The organism is Citrobacter sp. Cpo221 (genome assembly GCF_030332345.1).
GTDB lineage: Bacteria > Pseudomonadota > Gammaproteobacteria > Enterobacterales > Enterobacteriaceae > Citrobacter > Citrobacter portucalensis.
Window position 1 is genome coordinate 1 of record NZ_JAOWIA010000036.1, and the last position, 21,445, is coordinate 21,445.

17 protein-coding genes and 5 pseudogenes are annotated in these 21,445 nt (G+C 49.4%); 9 read left to right on the forward strand and 13 right to left on the reverse strand.

Annotated features, from left to right (window positions below; translation table 11 throughout):
- Positions 1–185 precede the first annotated feature (185 nt).
- Positions 186–320, forward strand: a complete 135-nt coding sequence (locus OGY72_RS07625; protein ID WP_255508641.1) for a hypothetical protein — start codon at positions 186–188, stop codon at positions 318–320.
- A gap of 490 nt (positions 321–810) precedes the next feature.
- On the opposite strand, the gene OGY72_RS07630 is transcribed toward OGY72_RS07625, so the two are convergent.
- The 4 genes from OGY72_RS07630 to OGY72_RS07645 form a co-directional block, all read right to left on the reverse strand.
- Entirely contained in the window at positions 811–1,242 is a 432-nt protein-coding gene (locus OGY72_RS07630) for an antirestriction protein (protein WP_117344014.1), read from the reverse strand.
- 352 nt (positions 1,243–1,594) lie between these two features.
- Positions 1,595–2,017 carry a DUF1380 family protein gene (locus OGY72_RS07635; protein ID WP_117344011.1) on the reverse strand — a complete coding sequence of 141 codons (423 nt, stop codon included), beginning with the start codon at positions 2,015–2,017 and terminating at the stop codon, positions 1,595–1,597.
- A 52-nt stretch (positions 2,018–2,069) separates the two neighbouring features.
- The gene (locus tag OGY72_RS07640; protein WP_286547521.1) at positions 2,070–2,291 is read right to left on the reverse strand and encodes a YubE family protein; all 222 of its coding nucleotides are present in this window, start codon (positions 2,289–2,291) and stop codon (positions 2,070–2,072) included.
- Positions 2,288–2,980: a DNA methylase gene (locus OGY72_RS07645; protein WP_117344009.1), complete on the reverse strand. Its 693-nt coding sequence runs from the start codon at positions 2,978–2,980 to the stop codon at positions 2,288–2,290. The genes OGY72_RS07640 and OGY72_RS07645 overlap by 4 nt, the downstream gene beginning before the upstream one ends.
- Between OGY72_RS07645 and OGY72_RS07650 the strand changes: the two genes are divergently transcribed.
- Both OGY72_RS07650 and OGY72_RS07655 read left to right on the forward strand, forming a co-directional pair.
- Complete coding sequence (locus tag OGY72_RS07650) at positions 2,979–3,110, forward strand: hypothetical protein (protein ID WP_255508642.1); 132 nt, start codon at positions 2,979–2,981, stop codon at positions 3,108–3,110. The genes OGY72_RS07645 and OGY72_RS07650 overlap by 2 nt on opposite strands.
- A 40-nt stretch (positions 3,111–3,150) precedes the next feature.
- Positions 3,151–4,365: pseudogene (locus OGY72_RS07655) on the forward strand (IS1182 family transposase); the annotation flags it as partial.
- A 246-nt stretch (positions 4,366–4,611) separates the two neighbouring features.
- On the opposite strand, the gene OGY72_RS07660 reads toward OGY72_RS07655, so the two are convergent.
- From OGY72_RS07660 to OGY72_RS07680, 5 genes and pseudogenes are all read right to left on the reverse strand, one after another.
- Positions 4,612–4,986 (reverse strand): CDI toxin immunity protein, encoded by a 375-nt coding sequence (locus OGY72_RS07660; RefSeq protein WP_117344007.1) that lies wholly within the window; start codon positions 4,984–4,986, stop codon positions 4,612–4,614.
- 166 nt (positions 4,987–5,152) lie between these two features.
- Positions 5,153–5,737, reverse strand: coding sequence for a tetratricopeptide repeat protein (locus tag OGY72_RS07665; protein WP_117344033.1), 585 nt, complete (start codon positions 5,735–5,737; stop codon positions 5,153–5,155).
- 5 nt (positions 5,738–5,742) lie between these two features.
- Positions 5,743–6,276, reverse strand: a complete 534-nt coding sequence (locus OGY72_RS07670) for a hypothetical protein (protein WP_015059152.1) — start codon at positions 6,274–6,276, stop codon at positions 5,743–5,745.
- Between the two features lie 208 nt (positions 6,277–6,484).
- Positions 6,485–6,619 (reverse strand): annotated as a pseudogene (locus tag OGY72_RS07675) (YubE family protein); the annotation flags it as partial.
- A pseudogene (locus OGY72_RS07680) lies at positions 6,619–7,203 on the reverse strand (DNA methyltransferase); the annotation flags it as partial. The pseudogenes OGY72_RS07680 and OGY72_RS07675, both read right to left, overlap by 1 nt.
- On the opposite strand from OGY72_RS07680, the pseudogene OGY72_RS07685 reads away from it, so the two are divergent.
- From OGY72_RS07685 to OGY72_RS07700, 4 genes and pseudogenes are all read left to right on the forward strand, one after another.
- Positions 7,198–7,290 (forward strand): annotated as a pseudogene (locus OGY72_RS07685) (hypothetical protein); the annotation flags it as partial. The pseudogenes OGY72_RS07680 and OGY72_RS07685 overlap by 6 nt on opposite strands.
- 73 nt (positions 7,291–7,363) lie before the next feature.
- A complete protein-coding gene (locus OGY72_RS07690) occupies positions 7,364–8,368 on the forward strand; it encodes a tyrosine-type recombinase/integrase (RefSeq protein WP_045912034.1) in 1,005 nt (334 codons plus the stop codon).
- Positions 8,352–10,478: a tyrosine-type recombinase/integrase gene (locus OGY72_RS07695; protein ID WP_286547522.1), complete on the forward strand. Its 2,127-nt coding sequence runs from the start codon at positions 8,352–8,354 to the stop codon at positions 10,476–10,478. Before OGY72_RS07690 ends, OGY72_RS07695 begins: the two co-directional genes overlap by 17 nt.
- A gap of 136 nt (positions 10,479–10,614) precedes the next feature.
- Positions 10,615–11,823 (forward strand): type II restriction endonuclease, encoded by a 1,209-nt coding sequence (locus OGY72_RS07700; protein ID WP_045912036.1) that lies wholly within the window; start codon positions 10,615–10,617, stop codon positions 11,821–11,823.
- A gap of 33 nt (positions 11,824–11,856) precedes the next feature.
- Here OGY72_RS07700 and OGY72_RS07705 read toward each other — a convergent pair whose 3' ends face one another.
- Positions 11,857–13,290, reverse strand: coding sequence for a DNA cytosine methyltransferase (locus tag OGY72_RS07705; RefSeq protein WP_045912037.1), 1,434 nt, complete (start codon positions 13,288–13,290; stop codon positions 11,857–11,859).
- Between the two features lie 302 nt (positions 13,291–13,592).
- Complete coding sequence (locus tag OGY72_RS07710) at positions 13,593–15,731, reverse strand: AAA family ATPase (protein ID WP_286547523.1); 2,139 nt, start codon at positions 15,729–15,731, stop codon at positions 13,593–13,595.
- Between the two features lie 240 nt (positions 15,732–15,971).
- Between OGY72_RS07710 and umuC the strand changes: the two are divergent.
- Together umuC and repE are read left to right on the forward strand one after the other, a co-directional pair.
- Positions 15,972–17,027 (forward strand): annotated as a pseudogene (gene umuC, locus OGY72_RS07715) (translesion error-prone DNA polymerase V subunit UmuC); the annotation flags it as partial.
- A gap of 420 nt (positions 17,028–17,447) precedes the next feature.
- Positions 17,448–18,203 (forward strand): replication initiation protein RepE, encoded by a 756-nt coding sequence (gene repE, locus OGY72_RS07720; protein WP_286547524.1) that lies wholly within the window; start codon positions 17,448–17,450, stop codon positions 18,201–18,203.
- A 309-nt stretch (positions 18,204–18,512) separates the two neighbouring features.
- Here the strand turns inward: repE and OGY72_RS07725 are convergent, their stop codons facing one another.
- Both OGY72_RS07725 and OGY72_RS07730 read right to left on the reverse strand, forming a co-directional pair.
- Positions 18,513–19,871 (reverse strand): DUF8534 domain-containing protein, encoded by a 1,359-nt coding sequence (locus OGY72_RS07725; protein ID WP_286547525.1) that lies wholly within the window; start codon positions 19,869–19,871, stop codon positions 18,513–18,515.
- Positions 19,872–20,077: 206 nt separating this feature from the next.
- On the reverse strand, positions 20,078–21,316 hold the full coding sequence (locus OGY72_RS07730; protein ID WP_286547526.1) for a HEPN/Toprim-associated domain-containing protein: 1,239 nt from the start codon (positions 21,314–21,316) through the stop codon (positions 20,078–20,080).
- Positions 21,317–21,445 lie beyond the last annotated feature (129 nt).

Here is a 21,445-nt window from a genome sequence, read left to right on the forward strand (position 1 = left end):
GTGCGCAGCAGCGGCCCTGGCGGAGTGGGGCTCGACGACTGGACCGCGCAGCGGGTCAGGAGCCGAAGGGGGCCATGTGTAATATTCCGGAGAATTTGCTGATCGGGTTTCACAGCCCGTGCCTGCCCGTTAACCCGGGCAAACGGAACCAGCTGGCCACCGCACCCTGCAGATCAGCATACAACATGACTTCCGGCAGATACGGCCTGGTTTTTACCCTGGCATGGTTGTCCTGCATGAGTCTGATGCTATTCCGGACTCCGGGCGAAGGTGCAGCGCCGCAGGCGCTGTCACTGCAGCCCGTCAGCCCGAAGGGATGACAGGGTTTTCAGCGCGCGAACAGGCGGCGCCGCAGTTCAGCATTCCTGTCACATGGGCTACGTAACGACCGGACGCCACACCATTCGCGCTGGCAGGAACAGGCATAAGACAGCTAAAGAAAAAGGCCGCTTGCGCGGCCTCTTTTTCAGTGAGGAAGATTGGGCCACTTGCCGCCATTTAGCAGTATTGCCCTGACAGAGGCTTCTGGCTTAGCGTGGCTGTATTCCCCCCAGTATTGTTTTTTGACAGACCCGTCCAGTACCTGAAGAAAGGCGTACACCTTCCCCTGGCTTTCGGTCAGAATACATTTACAGGCTTTATCCTGGCTGTCTTAGACGAGGCCGTTCACTTCCACTTTGATCTGCATGGCATTTATTCCTGTGTTTTTTTAAACAGTTTACCGCGCCGCTGCCAGATGTCACTCCTGTATAAAAAGACATGCAGCATTTTCGCGCATATGTGTCCGGGCGGCACGCCGCCCGCGGTAGATCAGTCCAGTGCACGCCACATAGTCGCGCTTTCCGGGTGGGCATCAATGAAGTTCATCAGCTGTTCATGACGGCGGCAGAAGTGCCGGCACAGCTCCTCCCGGTCGTGGTTGCTGTGGTGCCAGCTGCGGTGATTCAGCACCAGTGCCGTGAGGATGATCCCTGCCACTTCCCCGCTGACGGTCTGCTCAAACCAGTTTTCCGGGTTGCACAGGGTCATGCTTTCCACGTCCGGAGCCATAAACCCGCCCCCGTCCGGCAGGCGGTAAAAATGCCAGAATCCACCAACATATTCGGGGCAATAGCGGCTGGCATAGGCATAAACGGAGGCCTCGGACGTGATAAAGTCGCCGCCAAACACATCAGGTAAAAAGGTCAGTCTCTGGGCGCCTTCAAGACGGACGGCATCACAACGGGTCAGGGTCTGGTTCATACATCCTCCACGGTTAACATATTCTCGGTTCCGGCATCGCCGTGACGACACGACAGACCGGCGAAAAGCGGAGGACGCAGGGGCGACGCCGCAAGCCGCAGCGCAAAGCCTTCACGGGCTGAATGCCCGTGAAGGGTGCGAACGGGTGAGGACGGAGGCGAAGCGAACCCTTGTGGCCGATGCGGCCGGGCTACAGTGAAGTCACGGCGTATGCCGTCACCGCACGCAGCTGCAGGGGATTTTTTCGTCCCGACGTGGCCCGGCGGGCTGCGGCGGATAAAAGCGGAAGGCACTGACATCCTTTTTCGCAGTGGATGGCCATCGGTTGCCGGGGCATTACCCCGGCCCTCTTTCAGGCTGCCAGTACCTCCTGTAAAGCGTGGACGTTTTTAAGCGCCTCCCTGACGGATTCCGGCTCCTGCCGTCCGGCTTCCCAGGCCATTCCGATCCGGTTTTCCAGCTCACACTCATAGTTACGCAGAACACTGACCAGGAGTGCCGCCGGGACACTCACCTGTCTGTTTACCGTTTCCCGCTGACGGTTCAGGAGGTTGCTGATGGTCAGATTACTTACTCCCTTCTGGCGGTACTCCGTCATTTTCATCTCGCCGATCGCCTTCATCACGGCGCGGGTTTCCGCCTCATCCGGTTCAGGCCGGGCTTCACGGCAGGCCACGCTAACCCCCTCTTCCGTCCAGACCAGCAGGACCAGGGGTTCGTCAAAAGCGAACATGTTTTCAAGCTTCACACAGAGTTCTTCACGGGTTCCGTACATTGCCTTCTCTCTTTTTGGTTTAACAGGCCGGGCCATTACCCGGCGTGGTCAGTCAGTCCTGAAAGGTTTCGTCCAGCACCAGGGCTTCGCGGTACGCTTCCAGTAAAAGGGTGTTTATCCGGCGCAGGATCTGCGCGGCCATACGTTCAGAGAGCGTGGCCGCGTCGTGCCGGTGCTGCGATTCAAGACGGTTCAGCAGCATCCGCACGTCACACATGGCGTTGCTGAGCGCGGCAACGTCCGCGCGCAGGGCTTCCAGTCCCGGATAGTTCATGCCGCCTCCGGATAATCGGGATAAAAGCCGGCATCATTGGCCGCCGGCATCCTTCTCGCCCGTTCAACCTGAGCCAGGCGACGAACGCTCGCGGCGTGATACTGCTCAAGCATCTCGATGCCGATATAGCGCCGGCTGGCTTCGGCGGCCGCCACGCAGGTGGAGCCGCTGCCGGCGAACGGGTCCAGAACAATGGCGCCCGGTCGGGTCAGGGATTCAATGAGCGGGCGCAGGCTCTGCACCGGTTTTTCAGTCGGGTGGTGGCGGTTGCCCGTATATTTCCAGGGGATCACGTCCGGGATGGAACGGTCCGGCGTCTGTGGCCTCCCCTTCGCCAGCAGGTAGGCGCTTTCATGGGCATAGCCCACAAATGTCGATTTGGAAGTATAGGATTTGGCAAAAACGATATGCCCGACAATCCGGAAGCCAGCCGTTTTCCAGGCATTCAGAAATAAATCAGCCCGGTTCCATGCGTAAAAACTCACCATCAGGCTGTCGTTTTTCAGCACGCGATACATCTCATGGCAGGCCGGTTGCAGCCATTCCGGCGTGTTGTCTCCGGCAAGCGTGCGGCCGGTGCGATCCTTAAAGCCGACCAGATACGGCGGATCGGTCAGAATAAAATCCACTGCTCGCGACGGAAAACGGGACATGACCTGCACGCAGTCACCCAGGATAAAACGGGACATGGCACTCTCCTCTCTGATATACGGCACCCTGTTGCGCCGTGCCGCCACAAAAACCCGGCGTAAAGCGGAGGGCGCAGGGGCGATGCCGCAAGCCGCAGCGCAAGCCCTTCACGGGCTGAATGCGCCGTGAAGGGTGCGAACGGGTGAGGACAGAGACGAAGTGAACCCTTGTGGCCGCAGCGGCCGGGTTAGAGAAAGAAGCCCATCGTAACGTTGAATTGATGTGGTTACTTGAACGATTAACACCTGATTTTAAAACCATTGCAGACTTCAGAAAAAACAATGGTAAAGGCATCAAAAATGCTTGCCGCACTTTCATTGATCTGTGTCGGCAGATGCAGATGTTCACCGATGTGGTGGTTGCCATTGATGGTAGTAAGTTCAAGGCGGTAAACAGCAAATCGAACAATTTCACGCCCCAGAAAACAAAAGGCCACATTGAAAGGGTTGAGCAAAGTATTGCTCTTTACCTGAATAAGCTCGATGAAGCTGACAAGGCTGCGGAGCCCGAAAAAAATGCATGTTTAACAACTGCGAAACTGGCATGGCTGCAAAAGCGTCTGAAAGAACTCAAGAAAATTCAGCAGGCCGTTGTGCAGCACCCTGATAAGCAGCTGTCACTGACAGATCCTGATTCCCGGTTAATGAAGATAAACAATGTTAACCGCCAGGTGAGCTATAACGTTCAGACTGCCGTTGATGCTAAATATCACCTGATTGTTGCGCATGAAGTAACGAATACACCAGACCGTGGTCAGCTAACAGCGGTGACCAAATTAGCGCAGGAAGCAGTTGGCAAAGCGGATATTACCGTACTGGCTGATAAAGGTTATTACAGCCGGGGAGATATTAAAGCAACGCAGGACTTAGGTGCCGTAGCCTTAGTACCAAAAGGCGATACCTCTGGCGCTGACCGTAAAGGTCTTTTCAATCGTTCATTGTTCAAATATGACCAGGAAAAAGATATTTATATTTGCCCGATGGGTGAAGAACTTCAGAACCGATTTACGATGGTTGAGGATGGTTTAGAACAGCAAATGTACTTTAACAATATTGCCTGTCGCGATTGCAGTCAGCGGTCAAGGTGCACCACATCAAAACGCGATCCGAGGCGTATAAGGCGCTGGGTTCATGAAGCAGAAATGGAAGACATGCAAGCCAGGCTTAATGCATCGCCACAAACAGCTGTCGTGCGAAAGCAAACGGTAGAGCATCCGTTCGGGACAATTAAGATGTGGATGGGAGCGACTCACTTCCTGACGCAACGGTTTAAAAACGTCAGCACAGAAATCAGTCTGCATGTACTGGCTTATAACCTGAAGAGGATGATGTCCATCTGGGGGGCCGAAGGATTGGCCATTAAGCTGCGAGAACGATGCAGCTAGCGGCAGTGGCCGCTTTAACTCCTAATAACTGGCCATTAGTACTCCATATCAAGCCACAAAGTCTCGTTTTGCCTCAACATACAAATCACTGCGAATACAGCCCATATCAGGAATATCTTGCATCCCTGCTGGTGTTAGTCCTCAGATACTGAAAAAACCGAGTTTTTACACAGCCTGTGCCAGAAGCGGACACTGCTAACAACAGTCTGAGTTGATCAACAGAGAGCAGGTCAGTATTTCTGCTCATCACTTTCGCAGACTAAACCGTATAAAATCATGAGGAAATAGAGGCTTAATCATTATCTTATCGTTAAAAATAAATAGGTTAGGTGATATGGCGATGACATCGTAGATATTATCGACAATGAGTTGTAGATGGGTTCTGAACACGGGCACATCGGCATCATCCGCTATGACAAATACAGTTTCATTGCCTAAGTCGCTCCCATTAAACATCTCATGAGTGAGTTCATAATCGCAGAAATCCATTTCTGACCATATGAGATTGCCGCTATGCCATGGATATTGATGAAAAATATCCATTACCATGCTCAAATCATCCCCTTCCACAACATCGAAATCTGCCTTGAGCAGCTCCTTACATTCCTCAAACAATGTCATGCCCACTCCCTTTGTAGCTGTTTATCTTTATCATAACCTCCCTGGAAGATTGTCTAAAAGAATTACTAACGTCCGCTCTTCGCTCTTAGCGGACATTAGCATAGGCTATTTACCATAACGCCGCATTATGCGCAGACATAAAAAAGCCCGCAGGGCGGGCTTGATGCTATGGCATTGTTCTTGCGAGTCGAAACCAATACTGTGCCATCGTTTCGTCTTGCTCGACTCCCCACCCATGCTTATACATATCACCAAGAGATGCCTGAGCCCCTGCATGATCTTGCTCAGCAGCCCGAATAAACCAATGGAAAGCCTGCCTGTCACTTTGCTCAACGCCCATACCGAGATGATACATCCAGCCAAGTTTAAATTGCGCACTACTATAGCCTTGCTTCGCGGCACAGAGAAACCATTCAACTGCAAGCCCATCATTTCTTAAATCAGAGAAAGCATACAGCCTTCCTAGATGAAACTGAGCCTCTGCATGACCTTGCAGAGCGGCCTTCTGATACCATTCAGACGCTTTTTGGACATGTTTATATCCACCTAACCCCAAATGATATACCCACCCAAGATTAAACTGGGCATCATCATGGCCTTGCTCCGCTGCAAGCTGAAACCAGTATATAGCCAGCTTATAATCCTGATGAACACCCAGCCCGCATGAGAATATCTTCCCCAAATAAAATCTAGCCTGACTATCTCCAGCAGTAGCCTGTGGTAACCAATGCTCAACAGAGAATGATTCCATAAAGGTCACCCCTTAATAGTGATCTGAATGTCATCCTCATTGACGCCAAAATGAAGTGCTAGACCAGCCTTAGCTTCTTTCAGGCTTAAAGGTCTATCGCTGACATCAACTTCTTCATACTCATCGTATTCGTCACCACTAGTCTGTTTTATTCCAGATACAATATGACCAACAGGTTTAAAATCGAGAGTATCAAGATCTATCCCCATATCCTCAAGGTTTCGGTAAGAAACCGGATTCCGGTTTCCATCCCATTGGTCAGGGATATCAATCTCAGCATAAGAATCAATGTTGATTATCCAACGCTTCTTGGGATGGTCTGGAATCCTGCTAATCCCAGAAATACGGCCAATCATAAAAGCATGGTGATGCTTTGCCTCCTGGGTTCCCCAATCAATCTTCGAGTTCTGAACGCAAACAACATACGAACATTTTCCTGCATGGGTTGCATTGAGTCTCCAGGCTTTGCTACCACCTGTTTTTAAAATCTCAGTAATTCCACGAGCAGTAAGAACAGTAACACACTTAGTACCTGGCATTTGAACCACCTATAACATATTGAAAATCTAGTTTTAGATAATTTACGCTTTAATTAATATCAGTACATCACATAGATATCAAGTAAAAACACAAATGCTAATCAATTTTCTACATCAAGTACTACTGAAAGTGCTATTTATAAAGAAGGTTTTGTCATGCTTAATGGATTCAGATGGGTTATGCCATACGGAGATAAAGGATGATCTACAGGCGTTCAGTCAGCACTTCGGAATCAAAGCGATAGCGATGCTCCATGTCGTTCAGCGCGTCCCGCAGGTCACTCATGTTGTTGGCCAGCTCCGCCACGTCTGCGCGGAGTTTTTCGTGTCCGGCATAGTTCATTACGCGGCCTCCGGATAAAAGACGTCGTTGGCGGCCGGACGCTGCATGGCGCGCTGCACGGCTGACAGGCGCTCAATTCCGGCTTTGTGGTACTGCTCCATCAGCTCAATGCCGATATAACGGCGCCCTGCCTGGACGGCGGCCACGCAGGTGGAGCCGGAACCGGCAAACGGATCGAGAACAATGGCGTTCGGGTGTGTGAAGCTCTCGATCAACGGTTGCAGGCTGGTAACAGGTTTTTCGGTCGGGTGGTGGCGGTTGCCGCTGTATTTCCAGCCCAGAACATCCGTTAACGGGTTCGGCGGCAGCGCCGGACGGCCTTTCGCCAGGATATAGGCGCATTCATGGCGATAGCCGACATAGGCCGATTTAGACGAGTAGGTTTTGGTGAAAACCAGATACCCGACGACACTGAATCCGGCACTTTTCCATGCAGCCATGAAACGATCGACGCGGTTCCAGCCGTAAAAGCTGACCATCAGCGCGTCTTTTTTCAGGACGCGGTACATCTCATTGCAGGCGGGTTGCAGCCATTCGTCGGTTTTGTCACCGGCAATACTGCGCCCGGAACGGTCACGGAACCCTGGATCAAAATGGGCACCCCGTGGTTCCAGATGAAAAAAGAAAGTTTTCCTGTGAAAATATATTCTTTTTCAAGCAATTATGAGCTTTAGTAAGTTAAGTGGAATGCAACATTTTCTGTGTAAACTTTGAACAGGATTCCTGGTTACAAAGGAGAACACAATGCTCACCACTTTATTCTGTACTCCCGCCAGTTCACTGGCAGAACGATGGTTGGGGTTATTATCCGATCTCGGCAGGTCACCGGCGACAATTCATGCCTACCGCGCTGCACTTACTCACTTCTTTCACTTCTGCTGCCAGCGGAAATTAACACCTGAGCTGGCAACCTTTGAAGACATCGCTGCGTACATTCGCCCCCAGTTACCCGGCATGCCTCATCCTGCAGCCAGCGCAACGCTTCAGCTTCGCCTTTCTGCTATCCGTCTGTGGTTTGACTATCTGATTTACATGGAGGTGATTAGCCGGACCCCTTTACCCCGGGCAGGGACACCCGACATGCCTTCTGCAGGCCGCGGGGTGGTTCAGCGAATAACACGTCTGCCACGAATTCCGGATGACAGCCAGTGGTATCACCTCCTCAATTATGTCTCTGATGGAACGCTGCGCGATCGTCTGATGCTCGCGCTGGCCTATCATGGTGCCCTCAGGCGCAATGAGGTGACGAATGTAGCTATTGAAGATATCGATCCTGCCCACAGGCTTATACGGATCCGCGCCGAAAATACTAAAGGCAAACGCGAACGGATGGTTTGCTACGGTCCGGCAATTACCCCGATTCTGGCAGCGCATCTCAGAAACCTGAAGCAAACGGGTATTACTGGCGGAGCACTGTTCCGTTCGGTTTCAGACAGAAATTATGGTTCACCGCTTTCATACTGGAGCTGGAGTAAAACGGTTCGCGAGTGGGGAGATAAGACCGGCATGCCATATCTGACTACGCACACTTTTCGTCACCTGCGGCTGACACACCTTGCCCGGGCGGGATGGAAGCTGCATGAAATCGCAACCTATGCCGGTCATAGGGACCTGCGCACTACGCAGATATATATCCATCTTTCAGGTACAGATCTTGCGGCCAGAATGGCGATGACTGTTGCGGAGACTGACCGGAAAATCGCAGCCATCATGTTCGGCCCGGAGAGAGATAATGACAGACAAGAGTGAAAAAGAATTCATATGCGCCCCCTTTTGCCGTACAGATTATGACCTGCACGTCGGCTTCAGTTCTGAGCAAAAAGAAGCGCTAAGTACGCCCCATAAACGCTCCCGCAACTATGGCAGATCCGGCGCCCTCTCTTCCCTGATAACACCATTGCTGGATATCGCCAACAACAGTGGCACCAGCTGTAAACTTACCCGCACTGTCATTATGGCGATGCTGACTGAAATGCAGAATGCAGGGCAACCCTGCTGGAACTGGAAGAAGGACCGGTGGATCTCCCTGTTTGATAAGTATCATCGCGGTAAACCACTTATGATGGCATTTGCATATCATCTCGGTCCCTTCGCATCGCCGCTTCAGATCCCCCATGATGACACCCCGTCGCTTTACGCCAGCGCCATTTACGGCAGTGCAATGTTCCGTTACCAGCTGAACCGCCTGTCGGAAGCACTGATATCATTGGGTTATGCGCCCCGGCACCTGCGACATGCAATATCCTCCCCCCTAGGCCTGCTGATGCTACTCAATGATAATCCCCGGCTTGAAAACATGACCGAAAAACTGCTCTGGCAGGCTCAACAACACCACGATGAGCAGGTTTCAAGACACTTCGGGAAAATTTCCCATGGTCTTGCGGCCCTTGGCATTATTGCAAACCCTATACGCATGCGTAACTACACTGAATGGTATGAGAAGCCGGTCGAAAATATCAGTCCGGAATGGGCCGCATGGTGCAGACGCTGGCGTGAGACATCCGTACTGCGTCCCAGGACACGTGAAAATCAGTACAGCTTCATTCTTCGCTGCGGCCTGTGGCTGGCAAAGGAACATCCTGATGTGAAGGCTCCAACGGACTGGTCTATTGAGATATGTGCCAGTTTCATCGCCGCAGTGGGCCGAATGAAGGTGGGGGAACTGTCTCTGGGTACTGTTCGTGGGCGGCGACAATCCAGACGCTCCGGGGAACCAATGATGCCCCATTCACGTGCAAATTTTATCTATTCACTGCGGCGATTTATGAGCGACTTCGAACTCTGGGGATGGGGACGTCTGAAGTTCAGCCCTGCCCGCCACCTCTTCACACCGGACACACCACTTTTTCGCCGAGGCGTCAATCCGAGAGTAATAGATGATCCCGTCTGGCTCAAACTCATCTGGGCCAGCCTGAACCTGCGCCATGAGGACCTGCTCAGTGACATTCATTATCCTCTGTCTATGCTTCAGGCGATGGCAGTTATCTGGACCCATGCCGGTCTGCGGCAGAATGAGCTCCTGCGTCTGACTATGGAATGCGTCACGCCTCAGTCAGAAGAGATTATCAGGGAAGATGGCAGTATCGTTCCGGCCGGAACACTGTGTTACCTTAATGTTCCGGCCGGAAAAACGTCAAAAGCGTTTGTCAAACCCGTCTCTGTCGTTGTAAAAAAATACGTTGATATCTGGCTGAATGTCCGACCCGTAGAGCAGGCAAAACTGCATGATGATCGCACGGGTGAAAAAGTTCACTATCTCTTCCAGTATCGCGGTAAACCAGCGGGCAGCGATGTGATTAACCGCACAGTTATCCCTGTTCTCTGTGCCAGAGCCGGCCTGCCGGTTGAAGACAGCAAAGGCACAATAACCAGCCACCGCGGACGAGCTTCAGCCCTGACTGCACTTGCCAGCGTGCCACATGGCATGTCACTGTATGAACTGATGCAGTGGTCAGGTCATTCAACACCACAGTCGACTCTGCATTACATCCGGATCCGCCCTACCCAACTGGTGGCGTCATTCGTAAAGGCTGATAGTATCGCCCATATAATAAGTGTACTGGTCGATCATGACCCGGAAGCGGTCTCGCTTACTGGTCCGGCAACCTATTATGACCTTGGTGAGTCCTTCTGTATGAATCCATTCTGGAGCAGTTGCCCGCACAGAATGGCCTGCATTGGTTGCGATTTTAATCTGCTGAAAGACAGTGCGCGTGGACTGATGCTGGAGAGTAAAACATCTATCAGGCGTTATCTCGAAGAGGTCCCGCTCACACCTGATGAGAAAGTCATTGTAGAGCAGGATATTGAAAAAGTAGAACAGGCTCTTGCAAGATTAACCGGTAAGTCCGGAGGATAAAAATGGACCACTATGTGCAAAAAGCATAGATTGCTAACATCAGAGCAGGTCAAATTGCCTGTAATAGCCTTTCTGGCTGTTTATATATAATTATGAAAAAATGGTGGGTCGAGTTTTGGGTTAACAGAGGATGCTTATGTCGGTTTTCCACAACTGGCTACTTGATATCACAGGTGAGAATTACTTCGTCTACATCAAACGCCTTTCCGCCAACGATACCGGCGCAACAGGTGGTCACCAGGTCGGGCTTTATATTCCTTCCAGTATCGTTGAAAAACTGTTTCCGTCCATCAACCATACCCGCGAACTGAACCCTTCGGTCTTTCTCACTGCACATGTGTCATCGCATGATTGCCCGGACAGTGAAGCCCGGGCTATTTATTATAACAGCCGTCATTTTGGTAAAACCCGGAATGAAAAAAGGATTACCCGTTGGGGTAGAGGCAGCCCACTTCAGGATCCTGAAAATACAGGGGCCCTGACGCTACTGGCCTTCAGGCTTGATGAGCAAGGGGGGGACTGTAAGGAAGTAAACATCTGGGTATGCGCCAGCACTGATGAAGAGGACGTCATCGAGACCGCTATTGGTGAAGTTATACCCGGAGCGCTTATATCCGGCCACGCTGGGCAGATTCTTGGCGGATTATCTCTACAGCAAGCGCCCGTAAATCATAAATATGTTCTACCTGAAGACTGGCACCTGCGCTTTCCGTCTGGAAGTGAAATTATTCAGTATGCAGCCAGCCATTATGTGAAAAATTCCCTTGATCCGGATGAGCAACTTCTTGACCGCCGGCGCGTGGAGTACGACATATTTCTGCTGGTTGAGGAACTGCATGTTCTGGATATCATCCGGAAAGGTTTTGGCTCTGTGGATGAATTTATTGCGCTGGCTAACTCTGTCAGCAATCGCCGTAAATCCAGAGCCGGGAAGTCGCTGGAGCTGCACCTGGAGCATCTTTTCATTGAGCACGGCCTACGACACTTTGCTACGCAGGCCGTCACAGAAGGTAATAAAAAACCCGATTTCCTTTTCCCTTCCGCAGAGGCTTACCACAATACTGAGTTTCCCGTAGAAAATTTGCGCATGCTGGCAGTCAAGACTACCTGTAAGGATCGCTGGCGTCAGATACTGAATGAGGCCGATAAAATTCATCAGGTACACCTGTTCACACTCCAGGAGGGAGTATCTCAGGCTCAATATCGGGAGATGCGGGAGGCGGGTGTCAGACTGGTAGTGCCATCATCGCTGCATAAAAAATACCCAGAAGCAGTGAGAGCTGAGCTAATGACGCTAGGTGCGTTTATTGCTGAACTGACAGGACTTTACGCAGATATTTCATAGATAATCTCCCGGCATAAATACCGGGAAGATCAATCAGATTCGTTCAGCCTTGCATGAATCGGCATAAACCGCTTTCAGGATATAAGGTTCCAGCAGCTTGGCTACGGCTTCAAACACGGGCACCACTACGGAGTTACCGAACTGCCTGTACGACTGTGTGTCTGACACAGGAATGCGAAAAGGCCTGCCACCTGTTTTTTCAAAACCCATGAGGCGTGCGCACTCTCGCGGAGTCAGCCTGCGGGGCCGATGCGCCTGATTTTCTTCGTTCGCGAAGTCTGTTTCACCAGTGGCCATATCCCAGCCACGGTCTATCAGAATTTCAGACCCGTCTTTGTGATAGCGTGCAGAGAGCGTACGGGCAATGCTTTCTTTATTTTCAGGATTAACGAGGCCAAAACCAAACCCGTTACCCTTAGCTGCATGCTTTTTGGCGTAGTTATAGAGATACTCCCAAAGTTTCGGCGTCAGTATATATTTGCTGTCAACCACGGGTTCCAACAGTTCGCCAAATGACGGACGCTGTTCCGGATAAAAACGACAGATATCGCGCAGGGTAAAGCCCTGGTGAATATTCAGGTCACGACGGAAACCGACCAGAACAATACGTTCGCGGTGCTGAGGCAAAAAGTGCTTTCCGTCGATAACTTTAGGATCGTTTTTGCCCACCTCAGCTGCATCCGCAACTTCATAGCCCAGTTCGTCGAGGGTATCCATGATGACTTTAAAAGTTTTACCCTTGTCATGACTCTTCAGGTTTTTAACGTTCTCCAGAACAAAGATGGCAGGTTTTTTGGCGCGGATAATACGCGCCACATCAAAGAAAAGCGTTCCCTGAGCCTCACACTCAAAACCATGCGCGCGCCCGAGTGAGTTTTTCTTGCTTACACCCGCAAGGCTGAACGGCTGACAGGGGAAACCAGCCAGAAGTACATCATGATCAGGCACATGCTCATTAATGTGGGCATAGGCATCGTTTTCAGGTACTTCAGATTTATCACTGAGCGTGACTTCCCGAATATCGAGATTGAAAGTGTGTGCCTGCGCATCGTTAAACCAGTTGGCTTTATATGTGCGCACAGCCTCTTTATTCCATTCACTGGTAAAAACGCACTGACCACCAATGGTTTCGAAACCTTTTCGTATACCTCCAATGCCAGCAAACAGGTCAATAAACCGGAAGGCATAGTCAGGGTGATGTGCAGGCGCTTCCGGCAGCATTTTTCGTAGAAGCGCCTCTTCGGCTGACGTCAGCGACTTAGGTGAGCACTTACCATTAATCCAGCGATTTAGAGTCTCGCGACTCCACTCATTTTTACCAACTTTTCTGAGCAGTTCAGCCACATACTTCTGGTCATAGATTTCCAGCACCTGCTCGAGCAGCTTTTTATCATTTTCCTGTCGCAGTTGTTCTTCCGCCGCTGCTTTCTCAAGCAGATCCTGCGCCAGTAATTCAAATTCAGACATACTGCCTCCATTGGGTCTTATGGGTGAAACTGTATCACTCATTTGACCCAGAAGGAATGTTTTTATCTGGATATTTAAACAGGGTTTATTGTTAGCGGAAATCAGCTTTATATCATTACAGGGCCAGAAAGATACTATCTGGCTGTTTAAAAAACGCCAGGTCTCGCATATTCCAACTTTAGAGGCTTCTGGACTCGTCAAAAAGGCCTGCTTATCAGCAGGCTCAATTGAATTTGGGATCCAAGGAGGTAGTATTATTACTCACCTTCACTGCTAAGAAGAGTTACACCTAGATCATACGCTCAAGCCGTTTCCAGTTCAGCATCATCGTTTGTCGCCTCGATATTAAGGAGCAGCCTGTCACATTCAGCAATAACGTATTCCGGGATAAGATCGAATCGCGTGGGATCTAGTTGGCAGATAAACTCGTTCTCAATATGGTAGGTTTCATTCACAAACTTGCGAATGACACGGTTATCGGCCTCAGGTTCCAACAGTCGGAACACCTGAAGTTTTTCATAGCCATTCGTGCACCTTCGATATAACGAAAGGATTTTCTCAGGATCATTCAGCAAGCTCAGCATATGGGCGTAATCAAACCCCAAAATATTTTTAGTAATTATACTGCATCCATTAAGGAGGTTCTCCGGGTCCATCATCGGGTACCCTGCTCCTTCAATCAGAGGTAGGCGTGTATCGACTGGTTCTTCTCGGCGGTGAAACAAGTTAGAAAGTACCTGATAAACATCACCTCGATTGTCCATGATTTCATAATGCCTGCGAAGATAAATGAGCTTGATCAGGTCATCACAGCTGGATTCGATAACCACTTTGCAGATTTGGGCAAACATCAGAATATCGCTTTCGCGGATAGGTAATTCAGTTATCTTGCCAGTGCTATAACGTAAATAGGATGCAGTAACCTGGTTATTAAACAACTTCTTCACCGACTTCAGAGTATCGATGATTGGCTCAACATCATGTGTAAGCATCAGTACCGTGTGGTTTTTCAGACACTCAGATGAGTCACGGCGGAACAACATTTCCAGGATGGCAAATTTTTTGTTTTTATCAAACGAAGAGATAGGATCATCGAGAATAATCAGGTTGGGCTTACGAGCCAGACATTCGTACATAAAAAGAACGATCGAAAATGCATTACGCTCGCCATAGCTCAAATGTTGGCTACCTCCACTGAGGTAGTCGGTATAGTCGACATGGCGCAGCTTAAGACGGCACTGTTCTCCATCGCCAGAGATATCTACCTGATAGCGGTAACCTGCGTATGCCAGAAAAGTGTTGATATCCTTCTTGTGTTTCTGAATGAGCCGCTGCATGCCAGCGCGCTGCTTGTTAATTTGCCCTTGTAGCAAACCAGCCTGGGAAATGAGACCATCTAACGAGGCGTTCAGTCGCCCAATAATGGTAAGAGTTTTATCAGACTGCAGCTCGGAAAAATACTTCACATCCAAACGAAAAGAGGCTAAAGAGGCACGAATATTTCCGGCGTCGTTAAAAGTAAAACTGTTCAGGGTCTTTAATGTTAAGAGCATGGCCAGAAGATTTTCCGTCTGCTGCTTTACGGTAACAAGATAGTCTTCATGCCTTTTCTCCAATCCTCCCTGCAGCGTCGTTATTTCCCTCAGGCGGGAACGCGCAGCTTCGGAAAAATACTCGCCTAATTTATCAAGTACAGTGATGATACCTACCAGATTTTTGATCACTGCTTTGTCATATTCAGCACTTACTTTGCTAATTTGTTCTGCTTTTTCGTGAGAATCACCTGTACAGAAAGGACAGCACCCCTCCGAGAGCGAGCAGAAATTTTCATACCCTTTGGTCTGCCATTCAATCCACTCTACGTTACGAGGACTCTGAATAAATGGCTGATAAGGCTCCAGCCCAGAGGGAATATGCTGAAGCTTGTTACCACCTGCCAACCCCTTCATCCCCGTAGAGGCTTTAGACAACCCCTTGTTTGTCAGCTTGAACGCACCGCTAAGCTCCTGAAGATGTGTAATAAATAGCTCAAGTTCATCATTACCGCTGAACTCCTGCCGGATAGCCATTACCATCGAGTCGATCTCTCGCTCCGTTTGGTTGTAGGCTTCTGTTTTGATGAAGATATCAAAGCTGTTACTAATCAATTCATCAGGCTGAAATGTGAACTGAGATACGTACTTTTCATCAAAGCACATTACATCATGAATTTGCTCTGTGCCGGTTACACTGGGCTGAAAGTCGTTGGGATTCGCCGCTCGCAACTTAAACGGTAGCAGACTATTAAGACCGTCGGCATCACGGGAAACACTGTGCATAATGGCACGAGATATAGTGCTTTTACCCGTGCCATTCGGAGCGAATTTAATGTTAAGTTTATTTTCTGATAGTGTAATACAAGCTTTATCGATGTTATTGCAGTAACTAATCTCAACATCCATTAAAAAACCCTTCTAATATGCTGAATTGGAGAAAGCTGCATCTTTTTATTAAACCCATAACGGTGGTCTTTTCATTTAACCATCGCATGAGGGAAGCCAAACAGATAGCTGAATACCTGGCCTCAAGGATTAATATACGGAATTGTTAGTTGTTAATCTTGAGATATGGTAGCAATTTCGAACATATGCTTTTCGTTCATGGTAATCATTTAAAACATGCATTTTTATATTGATTTTCTATTCCACATAAATGCTTCCATGTCAGCACGTGTGATGAACTGCCTGGAGGAGCTGGCTCCGAGGGTGGAACAGTATTCGATTGACGAAATGTTCCTCGACCTGACCGGCGTGGAGCACTGCATGGATCTGGAAGACTTCGGCCGACAGCTGCGCCAGCATGTATATGACTGCACCCGTCTGACTATCGGAGTGGGTGCCGGACCGACGAAAACGCTGGCAAAATCAGCCCAGTGGGCCTCAAAAGAGTGGAAACAGTTTCGTGGAGTGCTCGCCCTGACCCGGGGGAATCCTCAGCGAACGCGGAAACTGCTTTCACTGCAGCCGGTCGAAGAGATCTGGGGCGTGGGAAACCGTATTGCACGCAAGCTCAATGTCCTTGGCATCAGGACCGCGCTCGATCTGGCCCTGACGAACCCTGCCTTCATCCGGAAAAATTTCTCCGTCGTTCTCGAGCGAACAGTACGCGAACTGAACGGGGAAAGCTGCATGTCCCTTGAGGAAGCCCCGCCAGTGAAACAGCAGATTGTCTGCAGCCGCAGTTTTGGAGAGAAAATCACGGAGTACGATTCGTTGAGACAGGCTGTCTGTCAGTACGCAGAGCGGGCCTCTGAAAAGCTGCGTAAAGAACGCCAGTATTGCCGGCATATTTCCGTATTCATCAAAACGTCTCCGTTCGCCGTTAAAGAGCCTTACTACGGCAACGTGGCCACGGAGAAACTGCTTACACCCACTCAGGACACCCGGGACATTATTGCGGCCGCCACAACGGATCTGGAGCGTATCTGGAAGGATGGGCACCGGTATGCCAAAGCCGGTGTGATGCTGAATGACTTCACCGGCTCCGGCGTTTCGCAGCTGCAGCTGTTCGACGAACGTCCGCCACGTCCTCACTGCGCCGAACTGATGAAAGTGCTCGATGGCATTAATCATTCCGGCCTTGGGCATGTCTGGTTTGCCGGGCGAGGGACTGCGCCTGCATGGCAAATGAAACGCGACATGCTGTCCCCTGCGTACACCACCCGCTGGAAAGATATCCCCATAGCGAGGATCAGTTAAATTTCGCCTTTCAGAGAGAGCCAGTAGTGCTCGCCGCAGCCGAACGACAGGGCGAAGCCCGCAAGTGAGCGAGGAAGCATCATGGAACTGCACGGACAAATTCTGCTTACGCTCGAAGTCTAATGGTTAGCTCCTTAAGGTTTATCCACTTATCCACGGACATATTTTTATAAGATCTTTTTAATAGGTTGTTAGGTTTACCTTTTTAGAACGCCTCTCAGCCCTTTATTCATGCGGGTTTGAGAAGGATCTTTGTGACAACTTGCCCTTTCAGTGTGACAAATCCCCCTCAAAACCCCGGTTTAACTGTGACAAATTGCCCTCAGAAGCTGCTGTATTTCACAAAGTTACCCCTACCTGTGACTCTTTTTAATTTAGTGTGACAATCTTAAAATCTGTCACACTTTACACAGATCTGTCATGACGGAAGTTGCGGTTATCAACCATAAAAAATGTAAGAATAGCCCGCGAATTGTTCAGTCAAACGAACTGACTGAGGCGGCATACAGTCTGTCCCGTGATCAAAAGCGTATGCTTTATCTCTTTGTGGACCAGATCAGAAAATCTGACGGTACGCTGCAGGAGCATGATGGGATCTGTGAAATTCAGGTCGCCAAATATGCGGAAACCTTCGGCCTGACCTCCGCCGAAGCCAGTAACGATATCCGTCAGGCGCTGAAGGGCTTCGCGGGCAAGGAAGTGGTCTTTTATCGCCCTGAAGAAGATGCAGGTGAAGAAAAGGGATATGAATCCTTTCCCTGGTTCATCAAACGTGCCCACAGCCCTTCCAGAGGACTGTGCAGTGTACATATCAACCCTTACCTCATCCCTTTCTTCATTGGTCTTCAGAACCGTTTTACACAGTTCCGGCTCAGTGAAACGAAAGAGAGCACCAATCCTTATGCCATGCGTCTGTACGAGTCGCTATGCCAGTACCGTAAGCCGGATGGCTCTGGCGTTGTATCCCTGAAAATTGACTGGATCATGGAGCGCTACCAGCTTCCACAAAGCTATCAGCGTATGCCAGACTTCCGCCGTCGTTTCCTGCAGGCGAGTGTCGATGAAATCAACAGCAGAACGCCAATGCGGTTATCGTATATCGAGAAAAAGAAAGGCCGCCAGACTACTCATATAGTTTTTTCCTTCAGTGACATAACATCAATCACCCCTGGATGAATCTGAGGGTTATATGTCACAAACACGAGGGTGGTTCGTCACACTTTGATTCTAAAGTTAAGGGTATTTGTCACAGATGCTACCATCACACCCGAACCGTACTAGAATTATGGTTCGCACCAGCTCAGAATCTTATTTTTTAACCGCTGATTGATGGCAATTTGTCACAGTTAGCTAAGGGCAACTTGTCACTCATTCCTTTGAGCACTGAGTGTCATTCGTCACAGATAACATAGCAGCATCCCCTATCCTGAAATTCTGCTTGAGGGCTAATTGTCACACTTTGCCTGAAACAAGTCGGTCTCCGCACTATCTCTGAATTTTTCCTGCGGTGAAAATGTGTCTGAGCAGAACGTTATTAAACGTTTTATCTGAAGCCGCAGGCCAACCCGGAGGATCGGTTAACAGCACCCCTTCCTGCTCCATCCAGCGGTGCGTGTTCTGTTTGCGCTCGATATAGCCCCTGGACTCATACCCCATCGTTTCAATGATGAAGGTCGTCACTGAACTTTCTTTGGCTGGAGCTACGTTCAGGATAAAATCGGGGTGGATGTCTTCCTCCTCACCGTCCTTGATGCTTTTTGTCGTGAACAAGGGTTTGCTGAGACTGATCGCATCCGGATGATTTGGTTGACGGCCGGCATAACTGCTGGCGTTGATGATCACCTTCAGGGTGTCACGCTCCTTGTTACTGTCGACAGGTACTGGATTATCAAGCGTGTAGGCGGCATGGGCGTAGCCTTCATGGCAATAAACGTTACCATCTCCCCCCCTCCGGTATTCCAGAATTGTCCAGTAAGGGGCGCGGCTGCCGACATTGTATGTGTTTTCACCATTAATACTGACCCGTGCCTCCGGCCGGTGCACGAAGTTTTTCCCACGAACGCTGAAGATCACCTCTTCCCGGCTGACGTCTGTCGCTATCCCGATGACATACACACACGGTTCTTTTTTCTGGCTGTTGATACCCAGCATCGTTTCCAGCTCTGAAAGCATGCAACCAACACGCTCGATGCTTAACCAGGGTACACAGCTGAATAACTTGCTCAGAGGTGTTCCGTTGTTCATTGAGTGGTCTTCCAGCACGTCTTTAAGCCTGCTTATCGCGCCCGTAAGCCCAGGGCTTTGGTACTCAGGAACCAGTTCAAGCTGGTTCAGGCCCGCAGCCTGGACTAGCGTCAGTAATTTACGCCCCAGAGCCGGAACGGGTTTCAGCATCTTACGCTTGCGCTTACGTGGTACTACCGGTCCTTCCACGGGGGCAGCTCTGGCATCCTTCTTCTTGTCCGGGAGCCAGTCATCGCCACCAACTGGATTCAGTGGGCTTGTTTTACCTTCAACAACCGTGTTGTCAGCATCCTTCTCTTTTTTCAGACGAAACAGCGGACACTGTTCGTCATGCGGCCTTGTGGTCTTTACATGACGTAATTTGGACACGTTTACTTCACAATTAAATGGGCCTTCAGCTTCAGGGTCCGGGGCAACACAGTCGCACTTGATCCACAGTTCCTGTCTGTCCATCTCGTCAAGAACCATATTCACAATGCGTAAATCTGCCTGACCTGGTTTACGCCCATTACTGAAGACGTGAAGCAGGGCTTCTTTTTCCGCCAGGTTCAGTTTCCTCTCAAACCGCCCTCTGGGATTTTTTTTCCAGACCAGTTCCATATCTTTCTCCTGATAGCGAAACCCTTCAAATAATGAGGCTAAAATGAAACTCAAGAGCAATACAAAAGTAATTCAAAAATAATAAAAAAGGAACGCAAATGAAGTACATAAACTGAGATTTCACCTATCTCTTTCGCGTCTTTTTTCGACGAAAGTTTCTTTAGAAAAGAAATACAAATAAAATACAAAAGAATTACATTTGTACGTTATTTTTCATTCTGAAATTGCTGCCGAAGTCCGTCCAGAATCTGTTTATCTATACCTGTCAGAAACCCGTGCATGAGCTCCTCGAGCTGATTTACATGATGGTACTCAATTAAGTGGTGCTTCCCTTTCTTATCCCGGCCATTTCGATGAACAATGTCGTGTCGAATGATCACTGAACGCGCTATATCATTCAATTTATCGGGCGGGAAACTGACAAGGAGACATTCCTGATAGAGTTTTGTCACTGTCGGAATATGATGAAACGACAGGCTGAACAATTCCTTCTCGATAGTCTGGTCCAGCGAATCGAAAAGACTGAAGACCTCTGAAAGTGGCTTTTTTGAGCTATTCTGGAATTTCTCGTAGCTCTCAACGAAACGTCGCTTTACCGAAGGATGCTTTACTGCCCGTATGAAGATATCTGCAAGGTAAGCTTCCATGACAGTAATGATGCCGGAGTAACACATTCTCAACAGCACAGGATTTTCGGGTGCAGAGGTGACCAGCGCACTTAACTCAGAAAGGCTCTGTCTGACATGTCTAAGCGGTTGAGTGGCTCCTGCATGTTTTTCTTCCAGATCGTCAAAATCATCAGTCCATCCGGCAGAAATGAGCCATTTCAGGTCCAGTTCGCATACAGCATCATCCTCAGTAATTAGCAGGATTGCTAAAGAATAAAAGTCTCGTTGTGTACACGGGAAATTAAAGTTCGAATCACGAACCCAGGAGCAATCACCGTCAACCGAGCTGACCATCAAGGAAAGCACCGGATCATCGGTTTCAATCCATGTCAAAAGTTGGGAAAAATCACTCTCGTTACTCGGCCAACGTGCCGCCATATTTAACCGCTTAAGCCAGTCATCCAGCGTCGCATTTTCGAGAACCGGGATGACATGCTTCAACCAAGAGATTCTGTACTGAAGATAATATTCTCCGTGGGGATGTTTTTCGCTTTTAAGTTCGGCCAGCTCCGCAATAGAATCCGCTTTCCAGGACTCAATGGCCGTCGTAAAATCCCGCTCGAGAGCTGCCCGGTCATATCCGTTCAGTTGTAACCGTCGGCGCATCTGTGCAACGGTCGTTCGATAGCCGATAAACGTGTCTTCTGACCAAATTCCGTCTTCTTCTTTGACAATCTCCCTGACACGCTCGCCCTCCTGAAAATACCACTGATAATAGTCATTCTGCGTATCGTACAGAGTGAAGTTACCGATAGAGATATTTGTCCACGTTGACATAGAACACCTTTGATGTAATACATTTGAAATCTATTTAGATTTCAAATGTATTTTTATATACCTTAATATGATTACATTATGCATACGTTAGTAATTCAATTGTATTTCAAATGAATGACTTTTAACGTG

Bases quoted from the DNA above. Each gene is read 5' to 3' on its own strand.
- OGY72_RS07625 (WP_255508641.1), top strand. From the start codon at position 186: ATGACTTCCGGCAGATACGGCCTGGTTTTTACCCTGGCATGGTTGTCC.
- OGY72_RS07630 (WP_117344014.1), bottom strand. From the start codon at position 1,242: ATGAACCAGACCCTGACCCGTTGTGATGCCGTCCGTCTTGAAGGCGCC.
- OGY72_RS07635 (WP_117344011.1), bottom strand. From the start codon at position 2,017: ATGTACGGAACCCGTGAAGAACTCTGTGTGAAGCTTGAAAACATGTTC.
- OGY72_RS07640 (WP_286547521.1), bottom strand. From the start codon at position 2,291: ATGAACTATCCGGGACTGGAAGCCCTGCGCGCGGACGTTGCCGCGCTC.
- OGY72_RS07650 (WP_255508642.1), top strand. From the start codon at position 2,979: ATGGCACTCTCCTCTCTGATATACGGCACCCTGTTGCGCCGTGCCGCC.
- OGY72_RS07645 (WP_117344009.1), bottom strand. From the start codon at position 2,980: ATGTCCCGTTTTATCCTGGGTGACTGCGTGCAGGTCATGTCCCGTTTT.
- OGY72_RS07660 (WP_117344007.1), bottom strand. From the start codon at position 4,986: ATGACATTGTTTGAGGAATGTAAGGAGCTGCTCAAGGCAGATTTCGAT.
- OGY72_RS07665 (WP_117344033.1), bottom strand. From the start codon at position 5,737: ATGGAATCATTCTCTGTTGAGCATTGGTTACCACAGGCTACTGCTGGA.
- OGY72_RS07670 (WP_015059152.1), bottom strand. From the start codon at position 6,276: ATGCCAGGTACTAAGTGTGTTACTGTTCTTACTGCTCGTGGAATTACT.
- OGY72_RS07690 (WP_045912034.1), top strand. From the start codon at position 7,364: ATGCTCACCACTTTATTCTGTACTCCCGCCAGTTCACTGGCAGAACGA.
- OGY72_RS07695 (WP_286547522.1), top strand. From the start codon at position 8,352: ATGACAGACAAGAGTGAAAAAGAATTCATATGCGCCCCCTTTTGCCGT.
- OGY72_RS07700 (WP_045912036.1), top strand. From the start codon at position 10,615: ATGTCGGTTTTCCACAACTGGCTACTTGATATCACAGGTGAGAATTAC.
- OGY72_RS07705 (WP_045912037.1), bottom strand. From the start codon at position 13,290: ATGTCTGAATTTGAATTACTGGCGCAGGATCTGCTTGAGAAAGCAGCG.
- OGY72_RS07710 (WP_286547523.1), bottom strand. From the start codon at position 15,731: ATGGATGTTGAGATTAGTTACTGCAATAACATCGATAAAGCTTGTATT.
- repE (WP_286547524.1), top strand. From the start codon at position 17,448: ATGACGGAAGTTGCGGTTATCAACCATAAAAAATGTAAGAATAGCCCG.
- OGY72_RS07725 (WP_286547525.1), bottom strand. From the start codon at position 19,871: ATGGAACTGGTCTGGAAAAAAAATCCCAGAGGGCGGTTTGAGAGGAAA.
- OGY72_RS07730 (WP_286547526.1), bottom strand. From the start codon at position 21,316: ATGTCAACGTGGACAAATATCTCTATCGGTAACTTCACTCTGTACGAT.